This is a genomic window from Embleya scabrispora, assembly GCF_002024165.1.
In the GTDB taxonomy this organism is placed as follows: Bacteria; Actinomycetota; Actinomycetes; order Streptomycetales; family Streptomycetaceae; genus Embleya; species Embleya scabrispora_A.
Window position 1 is genome coordinate 6,709,971 of the sequence record NZ_MWQN01000001.1, and the last position, 23,050, is coordinate 6,733,020.

The following is a 23,050-nucleotide window of genomic DNA, read 5'->3' on the forward strand; positions in this document are numbered from 1 at the left end:
CGGAATGAACCTCACGCTGCGCCCGATGCAGTACCCGGACTTCTACGAGAAGTACCGCGCGGCGATCCGCAACACGTGGACGGTCGAAGAGGTCGACCTGCACAGCGACCTCGCCGACCTGGACAAGCTCAGCCCGGCGGAGCGGCACCTCGTGCAGCGCCTGGTCGCGTTCTTCGCGACCGGCGACACGATCGTGGCGAACAACCTGGTGCTGAACCTGTACCGGCACATCAACTCGCCCGAGGGCCGGCTGTACCTGTCGCGGCAGCTCTTCGAAGAGGCCGTCCATGTGCAGTTCTACCTGACGCTGCTCGACACCTACATGCCCGACCACGAGGAGCGCGAGCAGGCGTTCGCCGCGGTCGAGCACATCCCGTCGATCCGGCGCAAGGCGGAGTTCTGCTTCCGCTGGATCGACTCGGCGATGGGCCTGGACCGGCTCGAATCGCGGGACGACCGGCGGCAGTTCCTGCTCAACCTGATCTGCTTCGCGGCGTGCATCGAAGGGCTGTTCTTCTACGGCGCCTTCGCCTACGTGTACTTCCTGCGCTCGCGCGGGCTGCTCAACGGCCTCGCCTCGGGCACCAACTGGGTCTTCCGCGACGAGTCCGCGCACATGGACTTCGCGTTCTCCGTGGTCGAGACGGTGCGGGCCGAGGAGCCCGACCTGTTCGACGACGAGCTCGCCGAGGACGTTCGGCGGATGCTGGCCGAGGCGGTGGACGCGGAGACGGCGTTCGCCGAGGACCTGCTCCAGGGCGGGGTGTCCGGGATGACCGTCGCCGACATGCGCTCCTACCTGGAGCACGTGGCCGACCGGCGGCTCGCCCAGCTGGGCATGGCGCCGGTGTACGGCTCGGCGAACCCGTTCGGCTTCATGGAACTCCAGGACGTGCAGGAGTTGTCGAACTTCTTCGAGCGGCGGGTGTCCGCCTATCAGGTCGCGGTCACCGGATCGGTCTCCTTCGACGAGGACTTCTGACCCGGGTCCGCGTGCCCGGGTACACCACCGCCGTGCCGTCCCGATTCCGGGGCGGCACGGCGGTTTCGCGCGTTTCGGGGCGGCCGGCCCGCTCGGCCCGCGCAGGGCTCACGCGCGCTCGGCGGCGCGGCGGCGCAGCGCGGTCGCGGTCGCCTCGTCGGCGGGCAGGAACGCCTCGAGGTGGAGTTCGGACACGGTGACGTCGGTCGCCGTCGCGAACGAGGTGATCGTGGTGAGCAGGCGCAACTCGACCCCGCTCGCCGTGTCGCACAACCGCAGCGGCACCGCGAAGCCGAGGTGGTCGGGGCCCGGTTCCGCGTTCGGGACGTAGCCGCGCAGCTCCTCGATGAACGTGTCGAGCAGCGGATCGGGGCTGCGCAGCGCCCGGGCCCGCATGTTCTCCAGGATGTGATGGCCCCACGCGCCCAGGTTCTCCACCCGCGCCGCCATGCCCGCGGATGCAGCATCAGCCGCAACATGTTCATCGGCTGCCCGAGCAGCTCCGGGGCCGCGCCGTCGGTGAGCACGTCGATCGCCGCGTTGGCCGCCACGATCTGCCCGTACGGCCGCAGCACCATCGCCGGATAGGGCAGATGGCCCTCGATCACCGCGCTCAGCGCCTCCTGGACCGGCCGCATCATCGGGGCGTCCCAATCGGACTCGGGGAACACCGGCGCGAAGCCGGCGGTGTGCAACAGCGCGTTGCGCTCGCGCAGGGACAGTTCGAGGGATTCGGCGAGCCGGATGATCATGGTCCGGCCGGGCCGGGACCGACCGCTCTCGATGAAGCTCAGATGCCGCTGGGAGGTTTCCGCGCGGGCGGCGAGCTCCAGTTGGCTCAACCGCCGAGCGGTACGCCAGCGCCGCAGTTCGGCGGGGAATTCCGGGCCGTGGGTGATCGTGCTCATGGGGCAGTTCTAGGCAGGTGCGGGGACCCCGGGCAATTCCCTCGCGGGAATTGTCCTGTCGGGCGGGTCGCTCGGAGGATCGTCCCCACGGCCCGCCGAGCGGCGGGATCGTCGCACCGTCCACGCAACGCGGAAGAGGCACCACCATGAAGAGCTACCACCTGCGGCCGGGCGCGGGAATCGACGGACTCACCGTGCGGGAGCACGACGAGCCCGCGCCGGGTCCGGGTCGGGTCCTGGTCCGGGTCCGGGCCTCCTCGATCAGCCTGCGCGAACTGCTCGTCCTGGCCGGCAACTATCCGCTGCCCGTGTCGCCCGACATCGTCCCGGGCTGTGCCGGGGTCGGCGAGGTGGTCGCGGTCGGGCCCGGGGTGACCCGGGTGGCACCGGGGGACCGGGTCGCCGCCACCGTCTTCCCGGACTGGATCGACGGGCCGTTCGGCCTGGATCTCGCGGCCCAACTGGGCAGTTCGCGCGACGGCGTGTTCACCGAGTTCGCGCTCGCGGACGAGCGGGCGCTCGTGCACATCCCCGCGCACCTGTCCTTCGCCGAGGCCGCCACCCTCCCGCTGACAGCGGTGACGGCGTGGAACGCGCTGACCGGCGGCCGGGCGCCGATGCCGGGGGAGACCGTGCTCACCCTCGGCACCGGGGGTGTGTCGTTGTTCGCGGTGCAGTTCGCCAAGCGGTCCGGCGCCCGGGTGATCGCCACCACGTCCGGCCCGGACAAGGCGGAGCACCTGCGGGCGCTCGGGGCCGACGAGGTGGTCGACTACCGGCAGCACCCCCGATGGGGCGAGGAGGTGCGGCGGCGTACCGGCGGGCTCGGGGTGGACCGCGTCGTCGACGTCGTGGGGGACCTGTCCCAGTCGCTCGCGGCGACCGCGCTCGGCGGCGAGATCGCCTTCGTCGGGCACTGGTTGGGCTCGGACGCCCCGGGTCGCACGCCGTCCCCCGGCGACTTCTTCACGGCCGGCGCGGTGCTGCGTCCGCTCGCGGTGGGCAGCCGGGCGGCGTTCGAGACGATGAACCGCGCGCTGGACGTGTGGCAGGCGCGGCCGACGATCCACCGCGAGTTCGGCTTCGACGAGATCCCGCAAGCGCTGCGCCACCACGCCGAGGGCGGCTTCGTGGGCGCCGTGGTCGTGAACCACGGCTGACCGACGATCCGTCGGGTACGGCCGCCCCCGGTCGCCCCGGCCGGCGCGCGGTGGTGGGCGAAACCCCGTTGGTCCGGGCGATCGCTGCGCGCACAATGGCGCGCATGGCCATTTCCCTGCATCACATCGTCATCGACGCACACGACCTGCCCGGACTCGCTCGTTTTTGGGCCGAAGTATTGGGTTGGCGGGTGTTGTCCGAACGCGAGCGCGAGGTGGTCATCGGCACCGAGCCGGGAGCGCCCGTCGGCATCTGCTTCATGCCGGTGACGGACGTGAAGACGGTCAAGAACCGACTGCACCTCGACCTGACCCCCGGCGCCGGTCCCGGCGAGCGGGACGCGGAGATCGAGCGGCTGATCGCGCTCGGTGCCCGCCGCGTCGACGTCGGCCAGACCGGCACCGAGTCGTGGACGGTGCTCGCCGACCCGGAGGGCAACGAGTTCTGCGTGGTCCGGGCGAAGGCGACGTTGATCGGGTGACCGGTCGGCCGGGGGATCGGTCCGTGCCGGGGAGGAGGGCCGCCGGGTGGTCGGCGGGGCACGGAAGGGGTCACTGCCCGGGGCGTTCGCGAGCGGTGCGCGGGTGCGGGCCGATGCGTTCGCCCCGGCTCGGTGGGTCAGGCCGAGGTGGTCGGGGGGTTGCCGGGGCCGCTGTTGCCGCCGCGACGGCGGGTGAGTCGGTCGCGCAGGTGCCGCTTGCCCTGCTCGACCTGGCGCGGATTGCGGCGGATGTACCCCTGGATCTTCTTCACGGTCTTCGACAGCGCACTCATGTCGTGGTCCCTCCCTGATGCCCGAAAAGCGGGCGTCGGCGTCCCCGAGGGCGCCGATAACAGGTGTTTGCCCCGGTCTGGACCGGGATACGCGGTACGGTCGGGCCGAATCCCCCGGAACACCCCGGGAAAACGGCCGAATCGGCCCGCCGGGGCCCGTCGGAGGCGAGCCGGTAGCCTGCCGGTATGTCTCACGTCCTCTCCGTGAACCTGGCCCACCCGCGCGCCAACCCGGTGAAGGCCGGGGTCGATCTGACCGGTATCGACAAGCGGCCGGTCGACCACGCGGTCGCCGTGCGAGCGCCGGGGCCCAAGTACGGCGGCCGGGGCAGCGGACTGGTCGGCGACGAAATCTACGACCGGCAGAACCACGGCGGCAACGACCAGGCGGTATACGCCTATGCCCGGGAGAACCTGGACATGTGGGCGGCCGATCTGGGCCGCGAACTCGCCAACGGCGGCTTCGGCGAGAACCTGACCACGACCGACCTCGACGTGGAGGCGGCCCTGATCGGCGAGCGCTGGCGGGTCGGCGGCGCGGCGGGTCCGCTGTTGGAGGTCTCCGTCCCGCGCATACCGTGCGCGACCTTCGCACACTGGCTGGACGAGCGGCGGTGGGTGCGCCGATTCACCCAACGCGCCCTGCCCGGAACCTACTTGCGGGTGCTCGAATCGGGCGAGGTGCGCGCGGGGGATCCGATCACCGTGGTCTCCCGGCCCGACCACGACCTCACGGTCGGGGTGTGCTTTCGGGCGCTGACCATCGAGCCCGACCTGCTGCCCCGGCTGATCGACGTCGAGGAACTGCCGGGCGAGGCGCGCGAGGTGGCCCGGAAGCGCACCGGGGTGATCCCGGTGCGGTTCGTCTCCGACGGCGAGTGACCGCTACCGCCCACCGACGAACGTCGGCGGGACGCGGTCGCGCCAGGGCAGGGCCTGTTCGAGCAGCGCGGCGACCCGAATGAGGGTGTCCTCGCGGCCGAACGGGGCGACCAGTTGCACGCCGATCGGCAGGCCGTCGGCGCTGTGCCCCAGCGGAAGGCTGATCGCGGGCTGGCCGGTGACGTTGAAGAGCGCCGTGAACGGGCCGTAGGCGAAGATCGTCTCCAGCCAACCCCGGACCGAGTGTTTCGGGTCGTCGAAGTCCAACGTGCCGTGCGGCGCCGGGAGTTGCCCCAGGGTCGGGGTGATCAGCAGGTCGTGATCGGCGAAGAAGGCCCCGACCGAGCGGGACACCCGGTTGTGCGCGTCGAACGCGGCGATCAGGTCGAGCGCGGTCACCGCGTGGACGTCGTGCAGGATCCGCCGGGTGACCGCCTCCAGCCTGGCCGGGTCCGGCGGGCGGGGCGCGCCGAGCAGCGGGGCGGCGACGAACGACACCACCTCCGCCACCATGCCGTCGAGCAGGCTCTCCCAGTCGACCACCGGGCTCGCCTCGTCGACGCGATGGCCGAGTTTGCCCAGCAGCCCGGCGACCGCCGTGGCCGCCCCCGCCGCTTCGGGGTCGACGGGGACGCCGGACCAGGCACGGGTGGTCACACCGATCCGCAACGACGGTACTTCGGCGCCGAGTTCGGCGGCGTAGGGCCGCAACGGGGTGGGCGCGCCGTACTTGTCGCCCGGCGCCGGGCCGGAAACCGCGTCGAGCAGATGTGCGGTGTCGCGCACGGTGCGGGTGAGCGCGAAGTTGTACGAGATCCCGAAGAACGACTCGCCCAGGTCGGGGCCGCACGGGGTGCGCCCCCGGGTGGGCTTGAGCCCGACCAGCCCGCAGGCCGAGGCGGGGACACGGATCGAGCCCGCCCCGTCGGTGGCGTGCGCGACCGGTACCGCGCCGGCGGCGACCAGGGCCGCCGTGCCGCCGCTGGAGCCGCCGGCGCCGCGCTCCGGATCCCACGGGTTGCGGGTGATGCCGTACTTGACCGACTCGGTCGCGAAGCTGATCGCCATCTCCGGCGCGGTGGTCAGCCCGAGGGTGACGAGGCCGGCGGCCCGGAAGCGGGTCATCAGCTCGCTGTCGTGCGGCACGACCACCCCGGGCAGCGCGCGGCTGCCCAGGAAGAAGGGGACATCGGCCGCGACCGGCCCGGAGTCCTTGATCAGGAACGGCACGCCGGCGAACGGCGCGTCCGGGTCGGGGGAGCGGTCGAGGGCCGGCTCGAACACGGGCAGCGCGAGCCCGTTCAGCTCGGCGTTCGCGCCCTCGATCGCCTCCCGAGCGGCCTGCTCGACCTCGGCCGCGGTGACCTCGCCGCTGCGGATCAGGTCACGCAGGCCGATCGCGTCGTACCGGGCGTACTCGTCGAGCCGCATACCGCTCCGCTCCTGGGATGCCGATGGGTCAGGCCGTGGCGGGGTGGCTCCGGTCGGTGGCCAGCTTGACCGCGAGGCCGCCGAGCACGGTGCCCATGACGTAGCGCTGGATGCGCAGCCACGACGGCCGCTTGGTCAGGAAGATCGCGATCGAGCCGGCCGCGAGGACCAGGACGCCGTTCACCGTCAGACTGATCAGGATCTGGATGGTGCCGAGCACGAACCCTTGAAGCAGCACGTGCCCGGCCTTCGGGTCGACGAACTGCGGGATCAGCGAGAGGTACATGATCGCGGCCTTGGGGTTCAGCAGGTTGGTCAGCAGCCCCATGGTGAACAGCCGCCGGTTGGAGTCCGGCGCCAACTCCTGCGGGGAGAACGCCGAGACGCCACCGGGCCGCAGCGCCTGCCAGGCGAGCCAGCCGAGGTAGGCGGCACCGGCCAGCTTGACCGCGAGGTAGAGCTCCGGCACGACCAGGAACACCGCGGACAGGCCGAGGTTGGCCATCGACATGTAGATCATGAACCCGAGCGCCACACCGAGCAGCGACACCATGCCGGCGCGGCGGCCCTGGGTGATGCTGCGCGAGGTCACGTACATCATGTTGGGCCCGGGAGTGAGCACCATCCCCAGCGCCACGGCGCTGACTCCGACTATCGCGCTTGTCTCGATCACACGTGCCCCCGCTGTCGCACCACCGGCCGCCTGTCACTTGCGATCCGCAATTCTGTCGCCTTCAGGCGTTTCCCGGCAACCGGATTGTCCCCGGCTGCCCCGGCCGCAGCCCATCCCCGGCAATCCCGAGCCGCCGGGCGTGTGCGCGGCGGGTGAAATACGAGCCCGGGTCGTGGACATGCTCCACGCCGCGCCCGCGCGGTTCGAGGTGCGCGGTCGGGTCGGAGGCTTCGCCCGCCGCCCGGCCGTCCGGCCCGATCGCGGCCGCCGGGTCGAAGGCGGGGTTCGGGAAGGACCCGGGCTGGTTCGACGGGTCGGTGACCGCGCATGCGGCACGTTGCGCGTGCCCCGCCATGACGAATGCCCGGTTGATCCGGTCGGCGAACGAGTTCGTCCGCGCCGAGCCCGGCATGGCACGCGTCGACAATGACAGCACGTCACGGATCGGCGATTGGGCCAGGATCGCCGCCAGGTTCGACATCAACCGCCGTCAACCCGCCCGCCGCGCACCAGGTCGCCGGCGCGTTCTCGAACTCGTCGGTGTCCGGGGCGCGGGACACCTCGGCCGGCACCCGCTCGTGGCCCATCGCCCCGAACAGGTCCACGATCCGCCCGACATCCCGGCGCGCGCCGCGCGGTTCGCCGAGTTCGCGACAGTGGCGCGTGCCGGCCGCGGCCGGATATCGGCGCGGTTCGCTCACTCGCCCGACCCGGTGCCGCCCGTCGCCCACCGCAGTGCCTCGGCTCGCGCGTCGAATCGGTCCGACTCGTCCGCGCGCAACCCGGCCGCGATCGCCGTCCCCGTCTCCAGCGCCGTCAGGTAGCGCGTCGCGTCGCGCATGTGGCTGCCGTTGTGGACCACCAGGTCCGTCATCCGCTCACCGAAGGTGTGCCGCAACTCGCGCACCACGGCGACGACATCGCCCGAGTCGGCGATGTTGGTCCAGGCCCGCAGGCCCTGCGGCCACCACCCCATGCCCTCGATCGGGGCCGGTCGCAGCCGATCGTGCACCAACGCGCGCATCCCCAGCGGCGAGCCCAGCGTGACCAGCGTGTCCACCCGGTGTGAGGTGTTGCACAGCGTCTCGTAGGCCACCACCGACCCGAGCGAATGGGCCACCACCACCCGGGTCTCCGGGGTGATCCGCGCCGCGACCCGGGCCCGGGCCCGCGTCCGGATGTCCTCGTCGGTGAGATAGCGGACCATCTGCTTCACGTCGCCGATCAGCGCCCGGTCCGGCACGCCGGTCAGGAAGCGCGCACCGGTCAACGCGTCCAGGGCCGCCCGCACCGCCTTCGGCCGCACCGCCCGCGAGCAGACCGCGCCGCGCGTACCGCCGGAGTCCGGGCCCGGCACACCCGGATCGACCCGCGCGGCCTCCGCCCACCACGCCATCAGCAGGTCGAACTCGTCGTCGTCCACCACGTCGGCCGCGTCGAAGGGCTCGTCCCCCGGCGACCGCGTCCCCGCAGGCCGGAACAGGTCGGCGTAGAACGCGACCCCGACCTCCTCGGCCGTCGGCACCGGCCCGCCGGCCAGGCGGGTCCCGCCCCGCAGTTCGGGCACCACGTCACGAGCGAGCGAGTCCTCGCTCAGGTACTGCCTGCCGACGCCGTGTACAAAAACGACCTTGTTCACAGACCCCCCTGATGTCTGCGGCAAGCCTAGCCGGCGGCATGGGGCCGGTGGTCCGAAAGCCGGGGCTACGCTGGGCGGGTGATCCGCGTCGACCCTCCCGAGGAAGGCTTCGTCTTCGTGCGCGAGGCGAGCCCCGGGCCGATGGCCGGCGCGGCCGTCGGGCGCCGGGTCGCCAAGGCGGACTTCGCGCCGCCGTGCATCGTGGTCGACCGGGAGTTGTCGAGCGTGATCGTCGGCGGGTGGCCGGGCCGGCTGTACCGGGTCGCGGTGACCCCGCCCGCGACGGACGCCGAGCGTGCGGCGCTGACGCAGGCCAACGAGGGGCTGCGCCAACCCGCCCGGTACATCAGGGCGTTCACGGTGGACGTGCTCGCCGAGTGGCCCGCGTCCGCGTTGTTCGGACCGCACGGCGCGGCGGTGGTGGCCGTCCTCGACGCGGCCCGCGCGCTCACCCCGCGGGCCGCCGCCCGGCTCGCGGCGGCCTCGACCCCGGGCGCCGCCGCCCGCTACGGCGCGGCCTGGAATCGCTGGCTCACCGGTGAGCCGAACGCCGCGCCCTACCTCGACCGCGACCACCGCCACACGCTCGCCATCCCCGGCGCGGGTCCGGCCGATTCGCCGATCGGCAAGGGTTTCCTGGCGGTGTCCGCCGCGGTCCGGGCCGCCGCGCGCGATCGCGGCGGCCCGACGGCGTTCGAGACGGAGTACGACGAGGACGACGGGCAGAGCGAGGAGGTGATGGCCCACCCGTGGTCGCACGCGCTGGGCCCGCTGCTGCACGCCGCGATGGCGCTCGGCGCGCCCCACCTGATGTCGGACGCGGACCGGGACGCGCTCACCGCCCCCTGGCGCGCGACCACCGCCGACCGCCCGCCCCGCTGACCCGCGCGAACGCGACACCGGGCCGACCCGACCTCCGCTAACCCGCCCTCCCCGAACCCAACCGCGCCCCGACCGCCGCGACGAAGGCGTCCGCCTCCGCGACCGGGCCCGGACCGAGGTTGAGATGGGTGTCCGCGTTCCAGGCACCGAGCACCGTGACCCGCGCGCGGGTGAACATGTCCAGGCTCTCCTCCAGGACGAAGTAGCGCGGCTCGCCCCCCACATCCGGCCCCAGGAGCAGGGCGAAGTGCGCCTCCGGCGGATGCAGCGCGGGCGGGAAGCGCACCAGCAGGGCGGTTCCGGCGCCCAGCGGCACGTGCGACAGGGCCAGTCCGTCGACGGGCAGCCGCTGCTCCTCGGGCAGTTCGCCGCCGACGCCGATCCACAGGTCCGCCGTCCGCGTGTTCAGTTCGTCGAGCGGCGCGGCGAGCAGCCCGGCGGCGTTGCGCAGCGCGATCGAGCGAAAGACCACGTGGGCGAATCGGTAGTGGTGCGGTCGGGTGCTCATCCGTGGCCTTTCGGGTGGGTCGTCGAGGGTTCGACCGTCGGGCCGGCCAGCGGGAAAAAACCCGTGGCCGGTTCGGCGTTCATCCGTCATCCTGTTCCGCGATGGGAATGATGGACAGCATGGCCGCCAAGGTGGCGCGCGGCGCCACCGTCGAGTTTCGCCCGCGCGGGACCTCCATGGCCCCGCTTATTCGCAGTCGCCAACTCGTGACCGTCGCGCCGGTGGACCCGGCCCGTCTCGCTCTCGGTGACATCGTCTTGGCCAGGGTCGCGGGAAAGATGTACCTGCACCTGGTCTCCGCACTCGATGTCACCCGTTCGCGCGTCCAGATCAGCAACAATCGCGGCCGGACCAACGGCTGGACCTCGTATGCCCGCGTCTACGGGATCTGTGTGTCCGTGGACGGCGTACCGCGTCCCGGTGCCGGCCGCAAGGTCCGCGAGCCGGTGCCCGCGGACGGGTGAGTGCCGCCGCACCGACCGGAGTCCGGCTCGTGGCGGAAGTGCTGAGGAGGAACCACTCCCGCCACGGGCCGGGCGGCACGACCGCCGGAAGGCGATCCACCGCGCCCCGGGACCTCGGTCCCGATGATCGACACGCGTGTCCCGCCCGTCCGGTTGCCGGAATTCGGCGTGGCCCGGTGGATTCGTCCGCGGCGCGGCCAGGTAGAGATGCAGCCATGAAGAAGCTGATCAATTCCGCGCGCGATGTCGTCCCCGAGATGTTGGAGGGGCTGGCGCTGGCCAACCCCGGCATCGCCCTGCTCGACGGCGCGAACGTCGCGTTGCGCGCGGACGCGCGGGCGTACGCGCGGAGCGGCCGGGTCGCGGTGATCTCCGGCGGCGGCGCCGGCCACGAGCCCGCGCACGCGGGATACGTCGGGCCCGGGATGTTGACCGCCGCCGTGTCGGGGGACGTGTTCACCTCCCCGGCCACCGACACGATCCTCGCCGCGATCCGCACCGTCGCCGGCCCGGCCGGGGTGCTGCTCGTGGTCAAGTCGTACACCGGCGACCGGCTCAACTTCGGCCTCGCCGCCGAGTTGGCCCGGGCCGAGGGGATCGCGGTCGAGGTCGTGGTGGTCGCCGACGACGTGGCGCTGACCGCGGGGGAGGACACCGCCGGACGGCGCGGAATCGCCGGCACCGTGTTCGTGCACAAGGTCGCGGGAGCGGCGGCGGAGGCGGGCGCGACGCTGGCCGAGGTCCGGGCGGAGGCCGAGGCGGCGGCCGGCGCGATCGGCACGATGGGCGTCGCGCTCAGCCCGTGCACGGTGCCGGCCGCCGGGCAGCCCGGCTTCGAACTCGGCGAGGACGAGGTCGAGTTGGGCCTGGGCATCCACGGCGAGGCGGGGGTACGCCGGGCCAAGATCGCCCCCGCGGACACGTTCGTGGCCGAACTCCTGGACCGGATCGTGACCGAGACCGGCCTCGGCGCCGGCGACCGGGTCGCGCTGCTGGTCAACAACCTCGGCGGCACCCCGACCATGGAACTGGACATCGTGCTGCGCGGCGCCGTACGCGACCTGGCCGGCCGGGGGCTGATCCTGGAGCGGGCCTGGCGCGGCTCGTTCCTGACCGCCCTGGAGATGGCCGGCGTCTCGCTGTCCCTGCTCCGGGTCGACGACGCCCGGCTCGCCCGCCTCGACGCGGCGACCTCCGCGCCCGCCTGGCCGACACCGGTGGTGGGCCGGGTGGGCGAGGTCACCGTGCTGCCGGCGGCGCCCGCTCCCGGCACCGCCGACGCCGGCACCGTGCTGACCGAGCCGACCCCGCTCACCCGGGCCGTCGAGGCGGCGTGCGCGGCGCTGACCGAGGCCGAGCCGCACCTGACCGAGCTGGACCGGGTCGTCGGAGACGGCGACCTGGGCATCAGCCTGGCGCGCGGCGCCGAGGCCGTCCGGCGCGAGTTGCCCGGCTACGGCGGCGGCGACCCGGCCGCCGTGCTGCGCGGGCTCGCCGACACCGTACGACGCGCGCTCGGCGGCACCTCCGGGCCGCTGTACTCGGTGCTCCTGCTGCGCGCGGCGGGCGCGGTGGAGGCCGACCCGTCACCGCGCGGGTGGCGCGAGGCCGTGGCCGCCGGCGCCCGCGCGATCGGCGAACTCGGCGGCGCCCGGGTCGGCGACCGCACCATGCTGGACGCCCTCGTACCCGCCGGCGAGGCCCTGGTCGGCGGTGCGAGCCTGGCCGAGGCGATCGACGCGGCCGCGGCCGGCACCGAGGAGACGGCGACCCACATCGCCCGCCGGGGCCGCAGCAGCTACCTCGGCGACCGGGCGATCGGCACGGTCGACCCGGGCGCGGAGGCGGTGGTGATCTGGCTCCGCGCGGTCGCCGACGCCCTGGACGCGGAGGACGAGTAGGACACCGCCGCCGCCCGGGTGCCGCGGCCCGGATCCGGCCGCGGCACCCGGTGTGGTCAGGCCCCGTCCGCGAGCGCCCGCAGGGTGTCGTACGCGACCTGGATGAAGGGCCCCCGATCCCCCGTCGCCCGGTTCACCAGCGCGGCGAGTGCGACCCCGGCCTGCGGGCTGAAGCCCACGAACGTGGTGAACCCGCGCGTCGCGCCGCCGTGGAAGATCAGATCGTGCCCCCGACGCACCCGCAGGTTCCACACCAGACACAGCCGATCCCCGCCGCCGGGGCAGATCAGCCGAGGCCGCCGTACGTCCACCAACGCGCGGGCGAGCGAGGCGGGTCGCACCCCGGACGGATCCAGGTGCGCGGCCAGATACCGGGTCACGTCCGTCCCGCTGCTGCGCAGCGCGCCCGCCGCGGGCAGCCCCGGCATGTCCCACGGCGGCCGGGGCCGACCGCGCAGATACCCCGTCAGCTGCGGCCCGTTCGGGTCGCACGTGGTCATCGTCAACCCCAGCGGCACCCCGAGCCGGGCCACCACCAGGTCCGGATAGGGCATGCCGGCGGCGCGGGCGAGCGCGTGTCCGAGCAGTGCCACGCCCAGGTTGGAGTACAGCACCCGGGTGCCCGGGCGCGCGTGCGGTCGGGTTCGGCCGAGCAGGGCGAACAGGCGCCGCTCGGTGTAGCCCGCGTACGGGTTCGAGTACCACGCGGGCAACGCGGAGCGCACCGTGCCGGGCGGCAGCCGGGGCAGCCCGGAGGTGTGCGTGGCCAGGTGCAGCAGTGTGACGGCCGAGGACCAGCGCGGCCGGGCGCCGGGCGGCAGGTAGGTGATCAGCGGATCGTCGAGGCGGGCCTCGCCGCGCGCCACCGCGTCGGCCAGCAGCAGCGCGGTGAACGTCTTGGTCACCGAGCCCAGTTCGAACCGGGAGTCGGCGTCCACCGCGGTCCCCCGGCACACCACCGACGACTCGCCCGCCCGGACCGTGCCCACGACCAGCGCGCCGGCCGAGGGCACGGTCCGCAACAGCGGCGCCAACAACCGTGCGGGCGACTCGCTCACGCGGGCACGGGGGCCGCCGTGGTCCCCAGGGAGCGCGCCAGTGTGATGGTGCCGGCCACGATCGCCACCACGGCGGTGTGCTCGTGGTCCTTGAACGCCTGCTTCGGGTCCTCGTCGATCGGGTCCGCGTCGCGCGGCAGCAGTCCGTCCTCGTGCTGTGCCGCCGCGAGCCGGTCCCAGCCCCGCGCGTCGCAGACCGGCTCGGTCAGACACGCGTCGACCGCCAACAGTTCGCCGACGAGGTCGAACTGCGACACCTCGGCCCAGATGTCCACCCACACCGGCAACCAGAGCCGCAGATAGTCCTGGATCTCGGCGGGCAGCAGTTCGGGATGCGCCCCCCAGTCGGTGACGTGGAACACCGTGTGGGTCACGCAGTACGCGGTCATCCAGTCGATCAGCCACGGTTCGGGGGTCAGGCCCAACCAGGTGTCGGCGGCGAGCGCGGTCCAGTCGAATCGGCGGTTCGACCCGGCGACCCGGCTCGCGTTGGCCACCGCGAGTCGCCGGTTGGGCATCAGTTCGATCCCCTGTACCGAGCGCAAGTCGGCCAGGTGCTCCTGCAACAGGTCCATCGGCTCGTGCCGCAGCCCCGCCCGGGCGAAGTGCGCGTACGTCTCCAGCGGATCGGTGATCAGGGGGTGCCGGAGTTGGCGCTCGTAGAGGAAGTTCCCGCACTGGAACTGCTCCCACGCGAAGCCGATCAGGTTGCGTGCGGTGGCCAGGTCGCTCGGCCCGGCGACCCCCTCGCGCAACATCAGGGAGGTGGCCAGCGCGGTCTCGCCGAGCGGTTTGTACGCGCCGTCGCGGTCGTTGAAGTCGACGATGGTGTGCGTGGGCAGGGTGCCGAACTCGGCGTTGTCGTGCAGCCAGCGCAGCGCCCGCGAGCCGATGGTGTGCGCGGTCTTGAGCACGTCGGCGTTCATGAGCCCTCCAGCCCGGTCACGTGTTGGGCGATGCGGGTGTCGAGCACGGTACGGGTGCTGCCGCCGCCGAACAGCCGGACGTGGCGCAGCAGCGGCGCGAGGTCCAGCGGTACGGGGATGCCGTCGGCGGCCACCCAGGCGAGCCAGCGGGCGATCCGGGCGGCGGTGCGGTAGTCGCGGCGCAACATCGCCCGCACCAGTCCCCGGGACAGGGCCTCGACGCCTTCGCGGGCGGCGGTGTGGATGGGCCCGTCCAGGCCGGGCAGGGCCAGGGAGGACAGTTGGGCCATCCGTACCGACCAGGTCTGCCAGGACGTCGCGTCGGCGACCTGGGCGCCGTCGCCGGGGACGGGTACGTCCACGGTCAGGCCGAAGCGGGTCAGTGTGCGGGCGGTGGCCCAGTCGCGCCAGGTGACGATCCAGGCGGTGTCGGGCGTAGCGCCCACCGCGTCGGGCGGGAACACGGCGAACGCCCTGGCGGCGGCCTCGGCCCGATCGGTCGGGACGGGGGTGCCGCACAGGATGTGGGGGGCGAGCGCGTCGGAGCCCAGGACCCGCAGGCCGGGCAGGTCGGCGTCGGGGTCGAGGGTTTGTGCGGTGTGCAGGTCGGCGGCGGCGAATCCGGCGGGGACGACCGCGCCCCCGGCGTCCATGAGGACGCCGAGGGCCTGGCCTGCCACTCGCTCGACCGCCGCCGTGTAGTCCTCGTGAGGCGAGGTGCCGGCGAAGGGCATGGTGGTGTTCAACTTTCCGTCGGAACCGGTGGTGTCACGGACGATTCGTCCGGGTCACCGCTCCTTCGGGGGCTTCGGGGACAGGAGCAAGCCGGCCAGCAGCAGGCCGACGCTGCCGAAGTCCTCCGGCACGAACAGAGGAGCGTCGCTGATGGTCGTCTCCTGCTCGATCATGAGCGTCGCGACGGTACCGGCGTGAACCGGCGTGGACTGACGAACGTGCTGAGTAAGCATCGGGTGCTCCCTCGTGGTGACCTCATCGCCGGGCTCGGCGATGCCCCGTGTCTTCGACCATAGGCACTTTTTGTCCGGCTTTGCACCATTTGATGATTGGTGTCGGTCGCCGTTTGTTTGGGGTGCGCGGGTGCGTACGGGGGTGCGTGGGGGAGTGTCCGCCGTCGGGCCGGATTCGAGAGGCGGCGGCGGATCGGGTCGGCGAATCGGGGCCCACCAGCGGTTTTCGGGGAACTCAGGGCTCGATGCGGGCCAGGCTGCCGGTCTCCAGGGCGACCCAGATCGCGCCGTCGGGGCCCTGGGCGAGGCCGTGCGGTTCGGCGGCGGCTCCGGGCAAGTCGTACTCCGTCAGAGTGCCCTTCGCGGTGAGGCGGCCGACCCGGTTCGCGGCCCATTCGGTGAACCAGCAGTGGCCGGCGGCGTCCAGCGCCACCGCGTGCGGGCGAGACTCCCGGTCCGGCAGCGGGAATTCGGTGAACTCGCCGGACACCGTGCGGCGACCGATCGCGCCCGCGCCGATCTCGGTGAACCACACCGAGCCGTCGGGGCCGGCCGCGATTCCGACCGGGGCCGCGCCCGGGGTGGGCAGCGGGTATACGGTCACCGCGCCGGTCGTGGTGATCCGGCCGAGCGCGTTCGCGGCGTTGAGGGTGAACCACAGCGCGCCGTCGGCGCCGGGAGTGATCGCCGACGGGAACGCGGCCGGGATCGGCAGGTCGAACGTGGTGACCGCGCCGCCCGGATCGATCCGGGCGATGCGGTTCGCGGCGGTCTCGGTGAACCACATCGCCCCGTCGGGGCCGCGGGTGATCCCGTAGGGCCCGGAATCGGCGGTGGGCAGGTCGAAGTGGGTCACCGCGCCGGTCGGGTCGATCCGGCCGATGCGGTGGGCCCTGTACTGGGTGAACCACAGCGCGTCGTCGGGGCCCGTGACGAGCACGGTCGGGCCGCAGGCCGGGTCGCCGAGATCGTGGATCGTGGTCTGCCCGCCGGCGGGGTCCAGGCGGCCGATGCGACCGGCGTGCACCAGGGTGAACCACAGGGCGCCGTCCGGGCCGACGGCGATCGAGTACGGGCCGGACTCGCGGTCGGCGACCGGGAGTCCGGTGATCGCGGCGGGGGTGGTCATCCGGGCCTTCTCTCGTTCGGTGCGACGCGGGCGGGGGTGTCTTGCGAGCGGGTAAATGCAACTTGTTGCGTTAAGATGAGTATGACGGACGGAGGCTTGCTAATGCAACCGGGTTGCTTTTGGGATGTCGGGTGAGTGGTAGGGGTGAGGCGCGGCCCGGGGGGCGCACCGCGCGGACCCGGGACGCGGTGCGGCGGGCGACGCTGGCCGAGTTGGCGGACAAGGGCTTCGACGGGCTGACCGTGGAGGCGGTGGCGGTGCGCTCGGGGGTGCACAAGACGACGGTGTACCGGCGCTGGCGCAACGCGGCCGGGTTGGCCGCCGACGCGCTCGACCTCGCGGCGGAGGAGCCGTGGCCGCTGCCCGACACCGGCGTGCTCCGCGACGATCTGCGGGCGATCACCGCGATGGTGGTGTCGGGTTTCGAGGACCCCGCGCGCGGGCCGATCGCCCGGGCCCTCGTGGGGGCGGCGGTGCGGGATCCGACCACGGGCGCCGCGCTGCACGGCTTTTTGGTCGGTCGGCTCGCCCAGGCCGAGGTGGTGGTGCAACGGGCGGTCGCGCGCGGGGAGTTGCCGGTGGGCACCGATGCGGGCGAGGTGGTGCGCGCGGCCGTCGGCGCGCTGTACTACCGGCTGTTCATCACGCACGAGCCGGTCGACACCGGCCAGGCACGACGCGCGGCCGACGCAGCGGAGACAGCGGCCCGCGCCGGCGTCTTCGTCCACGACGACCCGGCCGGCGCATCCGACGACTCCACCTGATGTCGGCTCCGGCGGTCAGGGTGTCGAGGGGTCGGGCGCGCCGCGCTTCTCGGCTCGTTACCGACGACGTGGAGATGGGCCGACGGCTGCCTCGGGTTGGTGGGTTGTTTTTGGTGGGTGGTGATGGGTGAGTGGGGGTCAGCAGAATTCGTCGAGTAGGCGGTAGAACCGCAACCGTTGTGGGGCGAGGGTGTCCTCGGGGTCGTAGCGGGCCAGGAAGCGGGCCGCGTGTTCGGCGGAGTATTGGCCGTGGTCGTCGTCGAGGAGGCTGCGGGTGAGCAGGGCCGGGTCGGCGTGGCGGTCGGTGCGGCCCAGGCGGCCGAGGTCGATCAGGCCGGTCACCCGCGCGGTGTCCGGGTCGAGGAGCACATTGGGCGGGCAGTAGTCGCCGTGGCCGACCACGAGGTCTTCGGTGGGCGGGACGGTCGCGAGCAACTCGGCGAGGAGTTCGGCGCCCGTGTGGCCCGCCCGATCCTCGTCCAGGTCGTCGAGATCGACCAGGCCGGCCGCGATCGCCTGCTCGGCCGCGGGCACCGTGACCGCGAGTGTGCGGTCGAACGGGCAGTCGGCGACGGGCAGTCGGTGCAGGTCGCGGGCCAGGTCGGCGAGCGCGTCCACGACCGCGTCGCGCCGCTCGGCCGGCCACCGGTCGGCGGCCGAGCGTCCGGCCACGGCCCGGGTGAGCAGCCAGCCGCCGGCGTCGTCCACCTCGTGGTCCAGGATCTCGGCGACCGGCAGCCCCTGTTTCGCCGCCCAGATGCCCCGGGCCGCCTCGGCGGAGATGTGGAAACCGGAATCCGGGTGCTCGTTGGGTGTGCCGATCTTGAGATACAGCTCCTCGCCGCCGCGGCCGCGCAGTCGGTACACCCCCGCTCCGGACATGCCGTCGGTGACCGGTTCCCGGGTGTACGCCGCGAAGCGACGTCGAAGATCGTCCCTCATCCCGGCATCCTCACCCGGACGGCGGGTCGCCCGCCGGCGGATTTTTCCGGACGCGACGGGGTCACAGCTCGAACCAGCCGGTGCGTACATGCCAGTGTCGGCCGGCGCGCAGGTGGTCGCCGATCGCGCGTTGCAGGGACGTGTCCCGGGGCAGGGACGGGACGGGCAGGCCGGGGTCGCCGAAGACGAAGCCGATCGGCGCGGTGTCCTCCGGGCGCGGTCCGGTCGGGTCGGAGTACAGGTGGAAGCGGCGCTGGAAGCGGATGATGTTGGACTCGGGCGGCAGGTACTCGCGCAACTGCGGGTCGAGCAGCCACGAACCGCACACCGCGACCGCGTAGCGCTCCTCCGGGTAGTGGCGCGGGAAGAACGCGCGGGCGAGGTCCAGCGACTCGTCGCACGCCGCCGGTGACATCGGGCCGAGGAAATCCGGGATGTGCAACTCCAGCGCGGGGTCGTCGGGCCCGTGGTCGAGCCCGAACGCCGTGGCGCTCGCCGCCGCCCGATCGCGCATCGTCGAGCGCTGGAACTGGAGCCGGCCGAGCTGGTACAGCTCGCCGCGGAAGTGGTAGCCGGGCCAGTGCCGCGCGCTCAGCCCGCCGGAGCCGTGCCTGCGCCGATGCAGCGCCAGGTGCCGGCCCAGGTCGGCGAGGGTGCGGCGGGACACCTCGGGCGGGATGCCGAGCGCGCGGTGGTGGGCCAGTACGTGCGGGAGCGCGGCGACGTACACGTACACGTGGAACCACCGCCCCGCCCCGCCCGCCGCGGCCGGCAGCGGGGGGACGGGGCGGCGCCGCGTCGGTGTTCCCAGGTCGGCCACCAGCACCCGGACGGCCCGCTCGAACAGCTCGCGCAGCACGGGATCGGCGAGCAGCGCGGACCGGGTGGAGAGCAGTTCGTTGACGTCCTCGTGCGGGACGGACAGGTCCAGGAGCACTGCGGCGAGCCGGTCGCCGGCGGGCAATCCGACCTCGACGCGGGCGTCGGCCCCGGCCTCGGCCTCGGTCAATTCCGCCACCCAGGCCGCCACCGGCTCGTCCGCGCGCAGCAGCGCCGCGGTGTCCGGCACCGTCGTGGGCGTGGCGGTTGGGAGTTGCGGATGCGGGCGACCCGGCTCCGCGCCGCCCTCGGCCCGGCGGCCCCGCCGGCGGCCGATCACGCGACGGAGGCGCGCAGGTCGATCGAGTAGAAGTACTTGTCGTAGCGGCGCGCGCCGACCGCGACGAAGTCGTGCAGCCGGCCGTACTCGACGAAGCCGAGCGAGCGGTACAGCCGCAGCGCGCCGACGTTGTCGCCCCGGGCGTCGAGGGTGAGGATCTCCACCGCCGCGGCCCGCGCGTCGTCGAGCAACGCCTCGGTGAGCAGCCGGCCGATGCCGCGACCGTGCGCGGGCAGCGCCACCGCGAGCTTCTCCAGGTCGGCGTTGGGCCGGTGGGTCGGCCGGGTGTAGCGCCGCCAGTAGCCGAAGCCGAGCAGTTCCTCGCCCGCGTACGCGAACCGCAGCGCGGCGTCGCCCGAGCGCTGCGCCTCGGCGAGGCCGGTGAGCAGGTCGCCCACCTCGACGAGGTCCGGCGGATCCACCCAGCCGAGTGCGGCGCCGTCGCGGATCAACTCGGTCAGGATCGCCCGCAGCGGCTCGACCGCGGACGCGGCGGCCTCGGCTCCGCGCAGCACGACGGGTCGGGGGTCCGGGGCCGGGTCGGTGCGCGCGGCCTGGTTCGGTTTCGGGTTCGGCGTCACGCGGACAAGGCTATTGAGTCGGCGCCGAGTACGGGGAGCGGGCTCGGGCCGGGAATCCGGCAGACTGTGCCCGTGAGTGGAACCGTTTTGGTCCTCGGAGGCCGCAGCGAGATCGGGGTGGCGGTCGCGGAGCGGCTGATCGCCCGCGGGGCGCGAACCGTCGTGCTGGCGGCGCGGCGCAGTCACGACCTCGACGACGAGGAGGCGCGGCTGATCAAGGCCGGCGCCCGGCGGGTGGATCGGGTCGAGTTCGACGCGGACGACCTCGCCACGCATCGGCCGATGCTGGACGAGGTGATCGCCCGGCACGGGGCCCTGGACGTCGTGGTCACCGCGTTCGGCATCCTGGGCGATCAGCGGCGGGCCGAGGTCGACGCGGCGCACGCGGTCGCGGTGGTGCACACCGATTACACCGCGCATGTGAGCGTGCTGACCCATCTCGCCGCCGTGTTGCGCGCGCAGGGGCACGGCCGGCTGGTGGTCTTCTCGTCGGTGGCCGGGGTCCGGGTGCGGCGGGCGAACTACGTGTACGGCTCGGCCAAGGCCGGTCTGGACGGCTTCGCGAGCGGTCTGGCCGACGCGCTCGCGGGCAGCGGGGTACGGCTGTTGCTGGTCCGGCCGGGGTTCGTGGTGGGTCGGATGACCCGGGGCATGTCGCCGGCGCCGCTGTCCAGCACGCCGGAGCAGGTGGCGGACGCGACCGTGCGGGCGCTGGTGCGGGGCCGCGGCGAGGTGTGGGTGCCGGGCACGCTGCGGCCGGTGTTCGCCGGGATGCGGGTGCTGCCTCGGGCGCTGTGGCGGCGGTTGCCGCGCTGAGCGGTGGGCGGTGCGGTGCGCGGTGCGTCGTGGGCGGGGTCGGCGGGTGGGGTCAGAACAGGGGCGAGTCGGTTTCGATCGTGGTCACGAAGTCGTCGAGGGCCTGGAAGACTTCCCACTCCGGGCGGCCCGAGGCGCTCGCGAGGAGCGTGATCAGGTCCTGTTCCAGGGCGGCCACCCGCTTTCCCTTCCAGACCTTGTCGGACAGGCCGACCAGGAGTTCGTCCGGGTCGGTCGGGTTCCAGGCCGCGTGGGTGCGGGCGAAGCGGGCCCGGGACGGGGACACCCCGTGGGCGGTGAGCAGGTCGTAGCCGGCCTGCTCGTGGCACGAACCCGGCCCGGACAACTCCTCCGGGTGCAGGGTCTTCCCGATGTCGTGGGTGGCGGCGCCGAACAGCACCGCGTCGCGGTCGAAGGCCAGTTCCGGGAAGGCCGCCGCGACCCAGTCGCACAACCGGCACGCGACGTCGTGCACGATGCGCAGATGTTCGACCAGGCGGGGGCAGGGGGTGAGTTGATCCAGCAGGGTGATCACTTCGGCGGGCAGCGGACGGAGCTTGGCGGAGGTCACCCGGACAGGGTAAGAGCCCTGCCGCGGGGTCAGGAAGCGGGGCCGTCCTGGGCCAGCGCGGGGCCGTCGCCGAGCACCGCGACCGGGTGCGCGGCCGGGTCGAGGTCGCGCAGCAGCGACACCAGCGCCTCGGGGGGCAGGGTGACGCAGCCGTGGGTGGCGCCGCCGTGGTCGATGTGCAGCCAGATGTCGCCGCCGAACGCGTCGCCGCGCGGGCGGACCGGGTCCAGCGGCGAGGTCCCGGGCATCCGGTTGTAGTCGATGGCGATCACGTGGTCGAAGGTGCCCGCCAGGGGCTCGCCGGCGAAGCCGGTGCCGTCGATCGCGAAGTCGTCGGAGCGGTCGTAGGACAGCCGGGTGCCGGGGTCGGGGCGCAGGCCGCCGGCGTCGGTCAGGGTGTACACGCCGATCGGCGAGCGCAGGTCGTTCTCGTGGTGGTCGAAGGTCCAGCCTTCCCGGCCGTTGTGCGCGGGCCACGTGTCCCGGGCCCGCCAGCCGTCAAACTCGCGCGTCCAGAACGAGGCGGTGCCGGAGTCCGCGTTCCGGTCGTCGCCGATCACCAGCAACAACTGGGTGGTCTCGGGCGGGATTTGCCCGGCCAGGTGGGCGCCGATGGGGGCGGGGAGGGGGACGCCGGTTCGGCCGGGGGCGGTCGGGAGCGTGGCGGGGGAGCCCGGGGCGCCGGCGGATGCGTTCCGGGCCGAGGACAGGCCGGAGAGGGCAAGTGCGGCGGGGACGGCCAGGAAGAGCGAGCGGCGGGGGATGGTCATTCCTCCACGACTACCCCCTTCGCGCGAGTCATTCGGGCAGCGCGGGCGGTGTGTTCGCGGGTGCCACTCGGTCGGGTGGTGTTCGGGGCCACTCGATGGTGGGCGTGATGCGGGCCGGCCGGCCGGGCAGGGCGCGGGGCGTGGGCGTGGGGTGTGGTTGGGTTCCGGTGTTCGGGTTGGCCCGGGTGGTGTGGGTGTGGAAAGGGACGGAATGCGGGTCGGAGTGATCGGGGTCGGGCGGATCGGGGGGTTCCACGCCCGGGCGTTGAGCGGGATCGCGGCGGTCGAGCGGGTCGTGGTGGCGGATGTGGATCGGGGGCGGGCCGAGGAGTTCGCCAGGGCGGCCGGGGTCGCGGCGGTCGGGCTCGACGAGGTGTTCGCGGCGGTGGACGCCGTGGTGATCGCCGCGCCGACCTCGGCGCACGTCGAGCTGCTGCGGGCGGCGGCGGACGCGAAGTTGCCGATCCTGTGCGAGAAGCCGATCGCGCTCGACCCGATCGTCGCGCGTGAGGCGGTGGCGTATGTGGAGGCGCGCGGCGCCGGGTTGCAGGTGGGCTTCCAGCGCCGATTCGACCCGATGTACGTCGCGGCGCGGGCGGCGGTCGAGGCCGGCGCGCTCGGCACGCTGACCCGGGTGCACGCGGTGAGCGTGGATCGCCGGCCGCCGCCGGCGGCGTTCGTGCCGACCTCGGGCGGTATCTACCGGGACACGCACATCCACGACTTCGACATCGTGCCGTGGGTGACGGGTGTGCCGATCGTCGAGGTGACCGCGATCGGGGCGAACCGTGGCGCGGCGGTGTTCCGGGAGCACGACGACGTCGACGTGTCGGCGGTGTTGTTCCGGCTCGCCGACGGCACGCTCGGCACCGCGCACGCGGGTCGGCGGCACGAGCCGGGCTACGACGTGCGGCTGGAACTGGCCGGCACCGCCGGGACCCACGCGTGCGGCGGCGTCACCGAGGGCGACTTCCTGACCCGCTTCGGCGACGCCTACCGCGCGGAGCTGGCCGCGTTCGTGGCGATGGCCGCCGGCCGGATCGCCGGCCCCTGCTCGGGCGCCGACGCGCTCGCGGCGCAGGCCGTGGCCGAGGCGTGTGTGGTGTCCCGGCGCGAGGGGCGCACGGTTCGGGTGGGGTGAGGCCACCGCCTGGGCCGGAG

Annotated in this window: 27 protein-coding genes and 1 pseudogene; 10 read left to right on the forward strand and 18 right to left on the reverse strand. The window is 73.5% G+C overall.

Translation table 11 applies throughout. The annotated features are described in order from the left end of the window. The first annotated feature begins 4 nt into the window (after positions 1–4). Entirely contained in the window at positions 5–982 is a 978-nt protein-coding gene (locus B4N89_RS29510) for a ribonucleotide-diphosphate reductase subunit beta (protein WP_078978806.1), read from the forward strand. A gap of 108 nt (positions 983–1,090) precedes the next feature. Here the strand turns inward: B4N89_RS29510 and B4N89_RS29515 are convergent. Further along, positions 1,091–1,890: pseudogene (locus B4N89_RS29515) on the reverse strand (helix-turn-helix domain-containing protein). 146 nt (positions 1,891–2,036) lie between these two features. Here B4N89_RS29515 and B4N89_RS29520 point away from each other — a divergent pair. Beyond that, the gene (locus tag B4N89_RS29520) at positions 2,037–3,050 is read left to right on the forward strand and encodes a zinc-dependent alcohol dehydrogenase family protein (protein WP_078978807.1); all 1,014 of its coding nucleotides are present in this window, start codon (positions 2,037–2,039) and stop codon (positions 3,048–3,050) included. A 104-nt stretch (positions 3,051–3,154) separates the two neighbouring features. Next, a complete protein-coding gene (locus B4N89_RS29525) occupies positions 3,155–3,532 on the forward strand; it encodes a VOC family protein (RefSeq protein ID WP_078978808.1) in 378 nt (125 codons plus the stop codon). Between the two features lie 137 nt (positions 3,533–3,669). On the opposite strand, the gene B4N89_RS50050 is transcribed toward B4N89_RS29525, so the two are convergent. Beyond that, a complete protein-coding gene (locus B4N89_RS50050) occupies positions 3,670–3,825 on the reverse strand; it encodes a hypothetical protein (protein ID WP_161500855.1) in 156 nt (51 codons plus the stop codon). Between the two features lie 186 nt (positions 3,826–4,011). Here B4N89_RS50050 and B4N89_RS29530 point away from each other — a divergent pair, with 186 nt between their 5' ends. Beyond that, the gene (locus B4N89_RS29530; RefSeq protein ID WP_078978809.1) at positions 4,012–4,707 is read left to right on the forward strand and encodes an MOSC domain-containing protein; all 696 of its coding nucleotides are present in this window, start codon (positions 4,012–4,014) and stop codon (positions 4,705–4,707) included. A 3-nt stretch (positions 4,708–4,710) separates the two neighbouring features. Here B4N89_RS29530 and B4N89_RS29535 read toward each other — a convergent pair whose 3' ends face one another. The 5 genes from B4N89_RS29535 to B4N89_RS29555 form a co-directional block, all read right to left on the reverse strand. Continuing rightward, entirely contained in the window at positions 4,711–6,138 is a 1,428-nt protein-coding gene (locus B4N89_RS29535; protein ID WP_078978810.1) for an amidase, read from the reverse strand. Between the two features lie 28 nt (positions 6,139–6,166). Further along, a complete protein-coding gene (locus B4N89_RS29540) occupies positions 6,167–6,763 on the reverse strand; it encodes a LysE family translocator (RefSeq protein WP_078979727.1) in 597 nt (198 codons plus the stop codon). A gap of 109 nt (positions 6,764–6,872) precedes the next feature. Next, complete coding sequence (locus B4N89_RS29545) at positions 6,873–7,238, reverse strand: hypothetical protein (RefSeq protein ID WP_161500856.1); 366 nt, start codon at positions 7,236–7,238, stop codon at positions 6,873–6,875. A gap of 10 nt (positions 7,239–7,248) precedes the next feature. Continuing rightward, positions 7,249–7,512 (reverse strand): hypothetical protein, encoded by a 264-nt coding sequence (locus B4N89_RS29550; protein ID WP_143658126.1) that lies wholly within the window; start codon positions 7,510–7,512, stop codon positions 7,249–7,251. Then, positions 7,509–8,450, reverse strand: coding sequence for a hypothetical protein (locus B4N89_RS29555; protein WP_078978813.1), 942 nt, complete (start codon positions 8,448–8,450; stop codon positions 7,509–7,511). The genes B4N89_RS29550 and B4N89_RS29555 overlap by 4 nt, the downstream gene beginning before the upstream one ends. A 78-nt stretch (positions 8,451–8,528) precedes the next feature. Here B4N89_RS29555 and B4N89_RS29560 point away from each other — a divergent pair, with 78 nt between their 5' ends. Next, on the forward strand, positions 8,529–9,332 hold the full coding sequence (locus B4N89_RS29560; RefSeq protein ID WP_078978814.1) for a hypothetical protein: 804 nt from the start codon (positions 8,529–8,531) through the stop codon (positions 9,330–9,332). A gap of 37 nt (positions 9,333–9,369) precedes the next feature. Here B4N89_RS29560 and B4N89_RS29565 read toward each other — a convergent pair whose 3' ends face one another. After that, entirely contained in the window at positions 9,370–9,840 is a 471-nt protein-coding gene (locus B4N89_RS29565) for a hypothetical protein (RefSeq protein ID WP_078978815.1), read from the reverse strand. 119 nt (positions 9,841–9,959) lie between these two features. Here B4N89_RS29565 and B4N89_RS29570 point away from each other — a divergent pair, with 119 nt between their 5' ends. Both B4N89_RS29570 and B4N89_RS29575 read left to right on the forward strand, forming a co-directional pair. Then, on the forward strand, positions 9,960–10,304 hold the full coding sequence (locus tag B4N89_RS29570) for a S26 family signal peptidase (RefSeq protein WP_235618846.1): 345 nt from the start codon (positions 9,960–9,962) through the stop codon (positions 10,302–10,304). Positions 10,305–10,519: 215 nt separating this feature from the next. Further along, positions 10,520–12,205, forward strand: a complete 1,686-nt coding sequence (locus B4N89_RS29575) for a dihydroxyacetone kinase family protein (RefSeq protein WP_078978817.1) — start codon at positions 10,520–10,522, stop codon at positions 12,203–12,205. 56 nt (positions 12,206–12,261) lie between these two features. On the opposite strand, the gene B4N89_RS29580 is transcribed toward B4N89_RS29575, so the two are convergent. From B4N89_RS29580 to B4N89_RS29600, 5 genes are all read right to left on the reverse strand, one after another. Continuing rightward, positions 12,262–13,263, reverse strand: coding sequence for a serine hydrolase domain-containing protein (locus B4N89_RS29580; protein ID WP_078978818.1), 1,002 nt, complete (start codon positions 13,261–13,263; stop codon positions 12,262–12,264). Next, positions 13,260–14,189: a DUF6895 family protein gene (locus B4N89_RS29585; protein ID WP_078978819.1), complete on the reverse strand. Its 930-nt coding sequence runs from the start codon at positions 14,187–14,189 to the stop codon at positions 13,260–13,262. Before B4N89_RS29585 ends, B4N89_RS29580 begins: the two co-directional genes overlap by 4 nt. Further along, positions 14,186–14,935 (reverse strand): hypothetical protein, encoded by a 750-nt coding sequence (locus B4N89_RS29590; protein WP_078978820.1) that lies wholly within the window; start codon positions 14,933–14,935, stop codon positions 14,186–14,188. Before B4N89_RS29590 ends, B4N89_RS29585 begins: the two co-directional genes overlap by 4 nt. A gap of 42 nt (positions 14,936–14,977) precedes the next feature. Beyond that, positions 14,978–15,157, reverse strand: coding sequence for a hypothetical protein (locus tag B4N89_RS29595; RefSeq protein WP_078978821.1), 180 nt, complete (start codon positions 15,155–15,157; stop codon positions 14,978–14,980). Between the two features lie 235 nt (positions 15,158–15,392). Next, positions 15,393–16,286 (reverse strand): virginiamycin B lyase family protein, encoded by an 894-nt coding sequence (locus tag B4N89_RS29600; RefSeq protein WP_078978822.1) that lies wholly within the window; start codon positions 16,284–16,286, stop codon positions 15,393–15,395. A 131-nt stretch (positions 16,287–16,417) separates the two neighbouring features. On the opposite strand from B4N89_RS29600, the gene B4N89_RS29605 reads away from it, so the two are divergent. Then, positions 16,418–17,050, forward strand: a complete 633-nt coding sequence (locus B4N89_RS29605; protein ID WP_078978823.1) for a TetR/AcrR family transcriptional regulator — start codon at positions 16,418–16,420, stop codon at positions 17,048–17,050. Positions 17,051–17,188: 138 nt separating this feature from the next. On the opposite strand, the gene B4N89_RS29610 is transcribed toward B4N89_RS29605, so the two are convergent. From B4N89_RS29610 to B4N89_RS29620, 3 genes are all read right to left on the reverse strand, one after another. Further along, positions 17,189–17,992 (reverse strand): APH(3') family aminoglycoside O-phosphotransferase, encoded by an 804-nt coding sequence (locus B4N89_RS29610; RefSeq protein ID WP_078978824.1) that lies wholly within the window; start codon positions 17,990–17,992, stop codon positions 17,189–17,191. A gap of 61 nt (positions 17,993–18,053) precedes the next feature. Next, positions 18,054–19,061, reverse strand: coding sequence for an acyltransferase domain-containing protein (locus B4N89_RS29615; RefSeq protein WP_201260934.1), 1,008 nt, complete (start codon positions 19,059–19,061; stop codon positions 18,054–18,056). Positions 19,062–19,147: 86 nt separating this feature from the next. After that, on the reverse strand, positions 19,148–19,732 hold the full coding sequence (locus B4N89_RS29620; RefSeq protein WP_414646400.1) for a GNAT family N-acetyltransferase: 585 nt from the start codon (positions 19,730–19,732) through the stop codon (positions 19,148–19,150). Positions 19,733–19,804: 72 nt separating this feature from the next. Between B4N89_RS29620 and B4N89_RS29625 the strand changes: the two genes are divergently transcribed. Then, positions 19,805–20,548: an SDR family NAD(P)-dependent oxidoreductase gene (locus B4N89_RS29625; protein WP_078978825.1), complete on the forward strand. Its 744-nt coding sequence runs from the start codon at positions 19,805–19,807 to the stop codon at positions 20,546–20,548. Between the two features lie 52 nt (positions 20,549–20,600). Here B4N89_RS29625 and B4N89_RS29630 read toward each other — a convergent pair whose 3' ends face one another. Beyond that, entirely contained in the window at positions 20,601–21,119 is a 519-nt protein-coding gene (locus B4N89_RS29630; RefSeq protein WP_235618847.1) for an HD domain-containing protein, read from the reverse strand. Positions 21,120–21,148: 29 nt separating this feature from the next. Further along, on the reverse strand, positions 21,149–21,889 hold the full coding sequence (locus B4N89_RS50830; RefSeq protein ID WP_078978826.1) for a L,D-transpeptidase family protein: 741 nt from the start codon (positions 21,887–21,889) through the stop codon (positions 21,149–21,151). A gap of 196 nt (positions 21,890–22,085) precedes the next feature. Here B4N89_RS50830 and B4N89_RS29640 point away from each other — a divergent pair, with 196 nt between their 5' ends. Next, entirely contained in the window at positions 22,086–23,030 is a 945-nt protein-coding gene (locus B4N89_RS29640) for a Gfo/Idh/MocA family protein (protein WP_268812531.1), read from the forward strand. The last annotated feature ends 20 nt before the right edge of the window (positions 23,031–23,050 follow it).

Coding starts and splice junctions, on each gene's coding strand:
- B4N89_RS29510 (WP_078978806.1), top strand. CDS start 5: ATGAACCTCACGCTGCGCCCGATGCAGTACCCGGACTTCTACGAGAAG.
- B4N89_RS29520 (WP_078978807.1), top strand. CDS start 2,037: ATGAAGAGCTACCACCTGCGGCCGGGCGCGGGAATCGACGGACTCACC.
- B4N89_RS29525 (WP_078978808.1), top strand. CDS start 3,155: ATGGCCATTTCCCTGCATCACATCGTCATCGACGCACACGACCTGCCC.
- B4N89_RS50050 (WP_161500855.1), bottom strand. CDS start 3,825: ATGAGTGCGCTGTCGAAGACCGTGAAGAAGATCCAGGGGTACATCCGC.
- B4N89_RS29530 (WP_078978809.1), top strand. CDS start 4,012: ATGTCTCACGTCCTCTCCGTGAACCTGGCCCACCCGCGCGCCAACCCG.
- B4N89_RS29535 (WP_078978810.1), bottom strand. CDS start 6,138: ATGCGGCTCGACGAGTACGCCCGGTACGACGCGATCGGCCTGCGTGAC.
- B4N89_RS29540 (WP_078979727.1), bottom strand. CDS start 6,763: ATGGTGCTCACTCCCGGGCCCAACATGATGTACGTGACCTCGCGCAGC.
- B4N89_RS29565 (WP_078978815.1), bottom strand. CDS start 9,840: ATGAGCACCCGACCGCACCACTACCGATTCGCCCACGTGGTCTTTCGC.
- B4N89_RS29570 (WP_235618846.1), top strand. CDS start 9,960: ATGGCCGCCAAGGTGGCGCGCGGCGCCACCGTCGAGTTTCGCCCGCGC.
- B4N89_RS29575 (WP_078978817.1), top strand. CDS start 10,520: ATGAAGAAGCTGATCAATTCCGCGCGCGATGTCGTCCCCGAGATGTTG.
- B4N89_RS29585 (WP_078978819.1), bottom strand. CDS start 14,189: ATGAACGCCGACGTGCTCAAGACCGCGCACACCATCGGCTCGCGGGCG.
- B4N89_RS29595 (WP_078978821.1), bottom strand. CDS start 15,157: ATGCTTACTCAGCACGTTCGTCAGTCCACGCCGGTTCACGCCGGTACC.
- B4N89_RS29600 (WP_078978822.1), bottom strand. CDS start 16,286: ATGACCACCCCCGCCGCGATCACCGGACTCCCGGTCGCCGACCGCGAG.
- B4N89_RS29610 (WP_078978824.1), bottom strand. CDS start 17,992: ATGAGGGACGATCTTCGACGTCGCTTCGCGGCGTACACCCGGGAACCG.
- B4N89_RS50830 (WP_078978826.1), bottom strand. CDS start 21,889: ATGACCATCCCCCGCCGCTCGCTCTTCCTGGCCGTCCCCGCCGCACTT.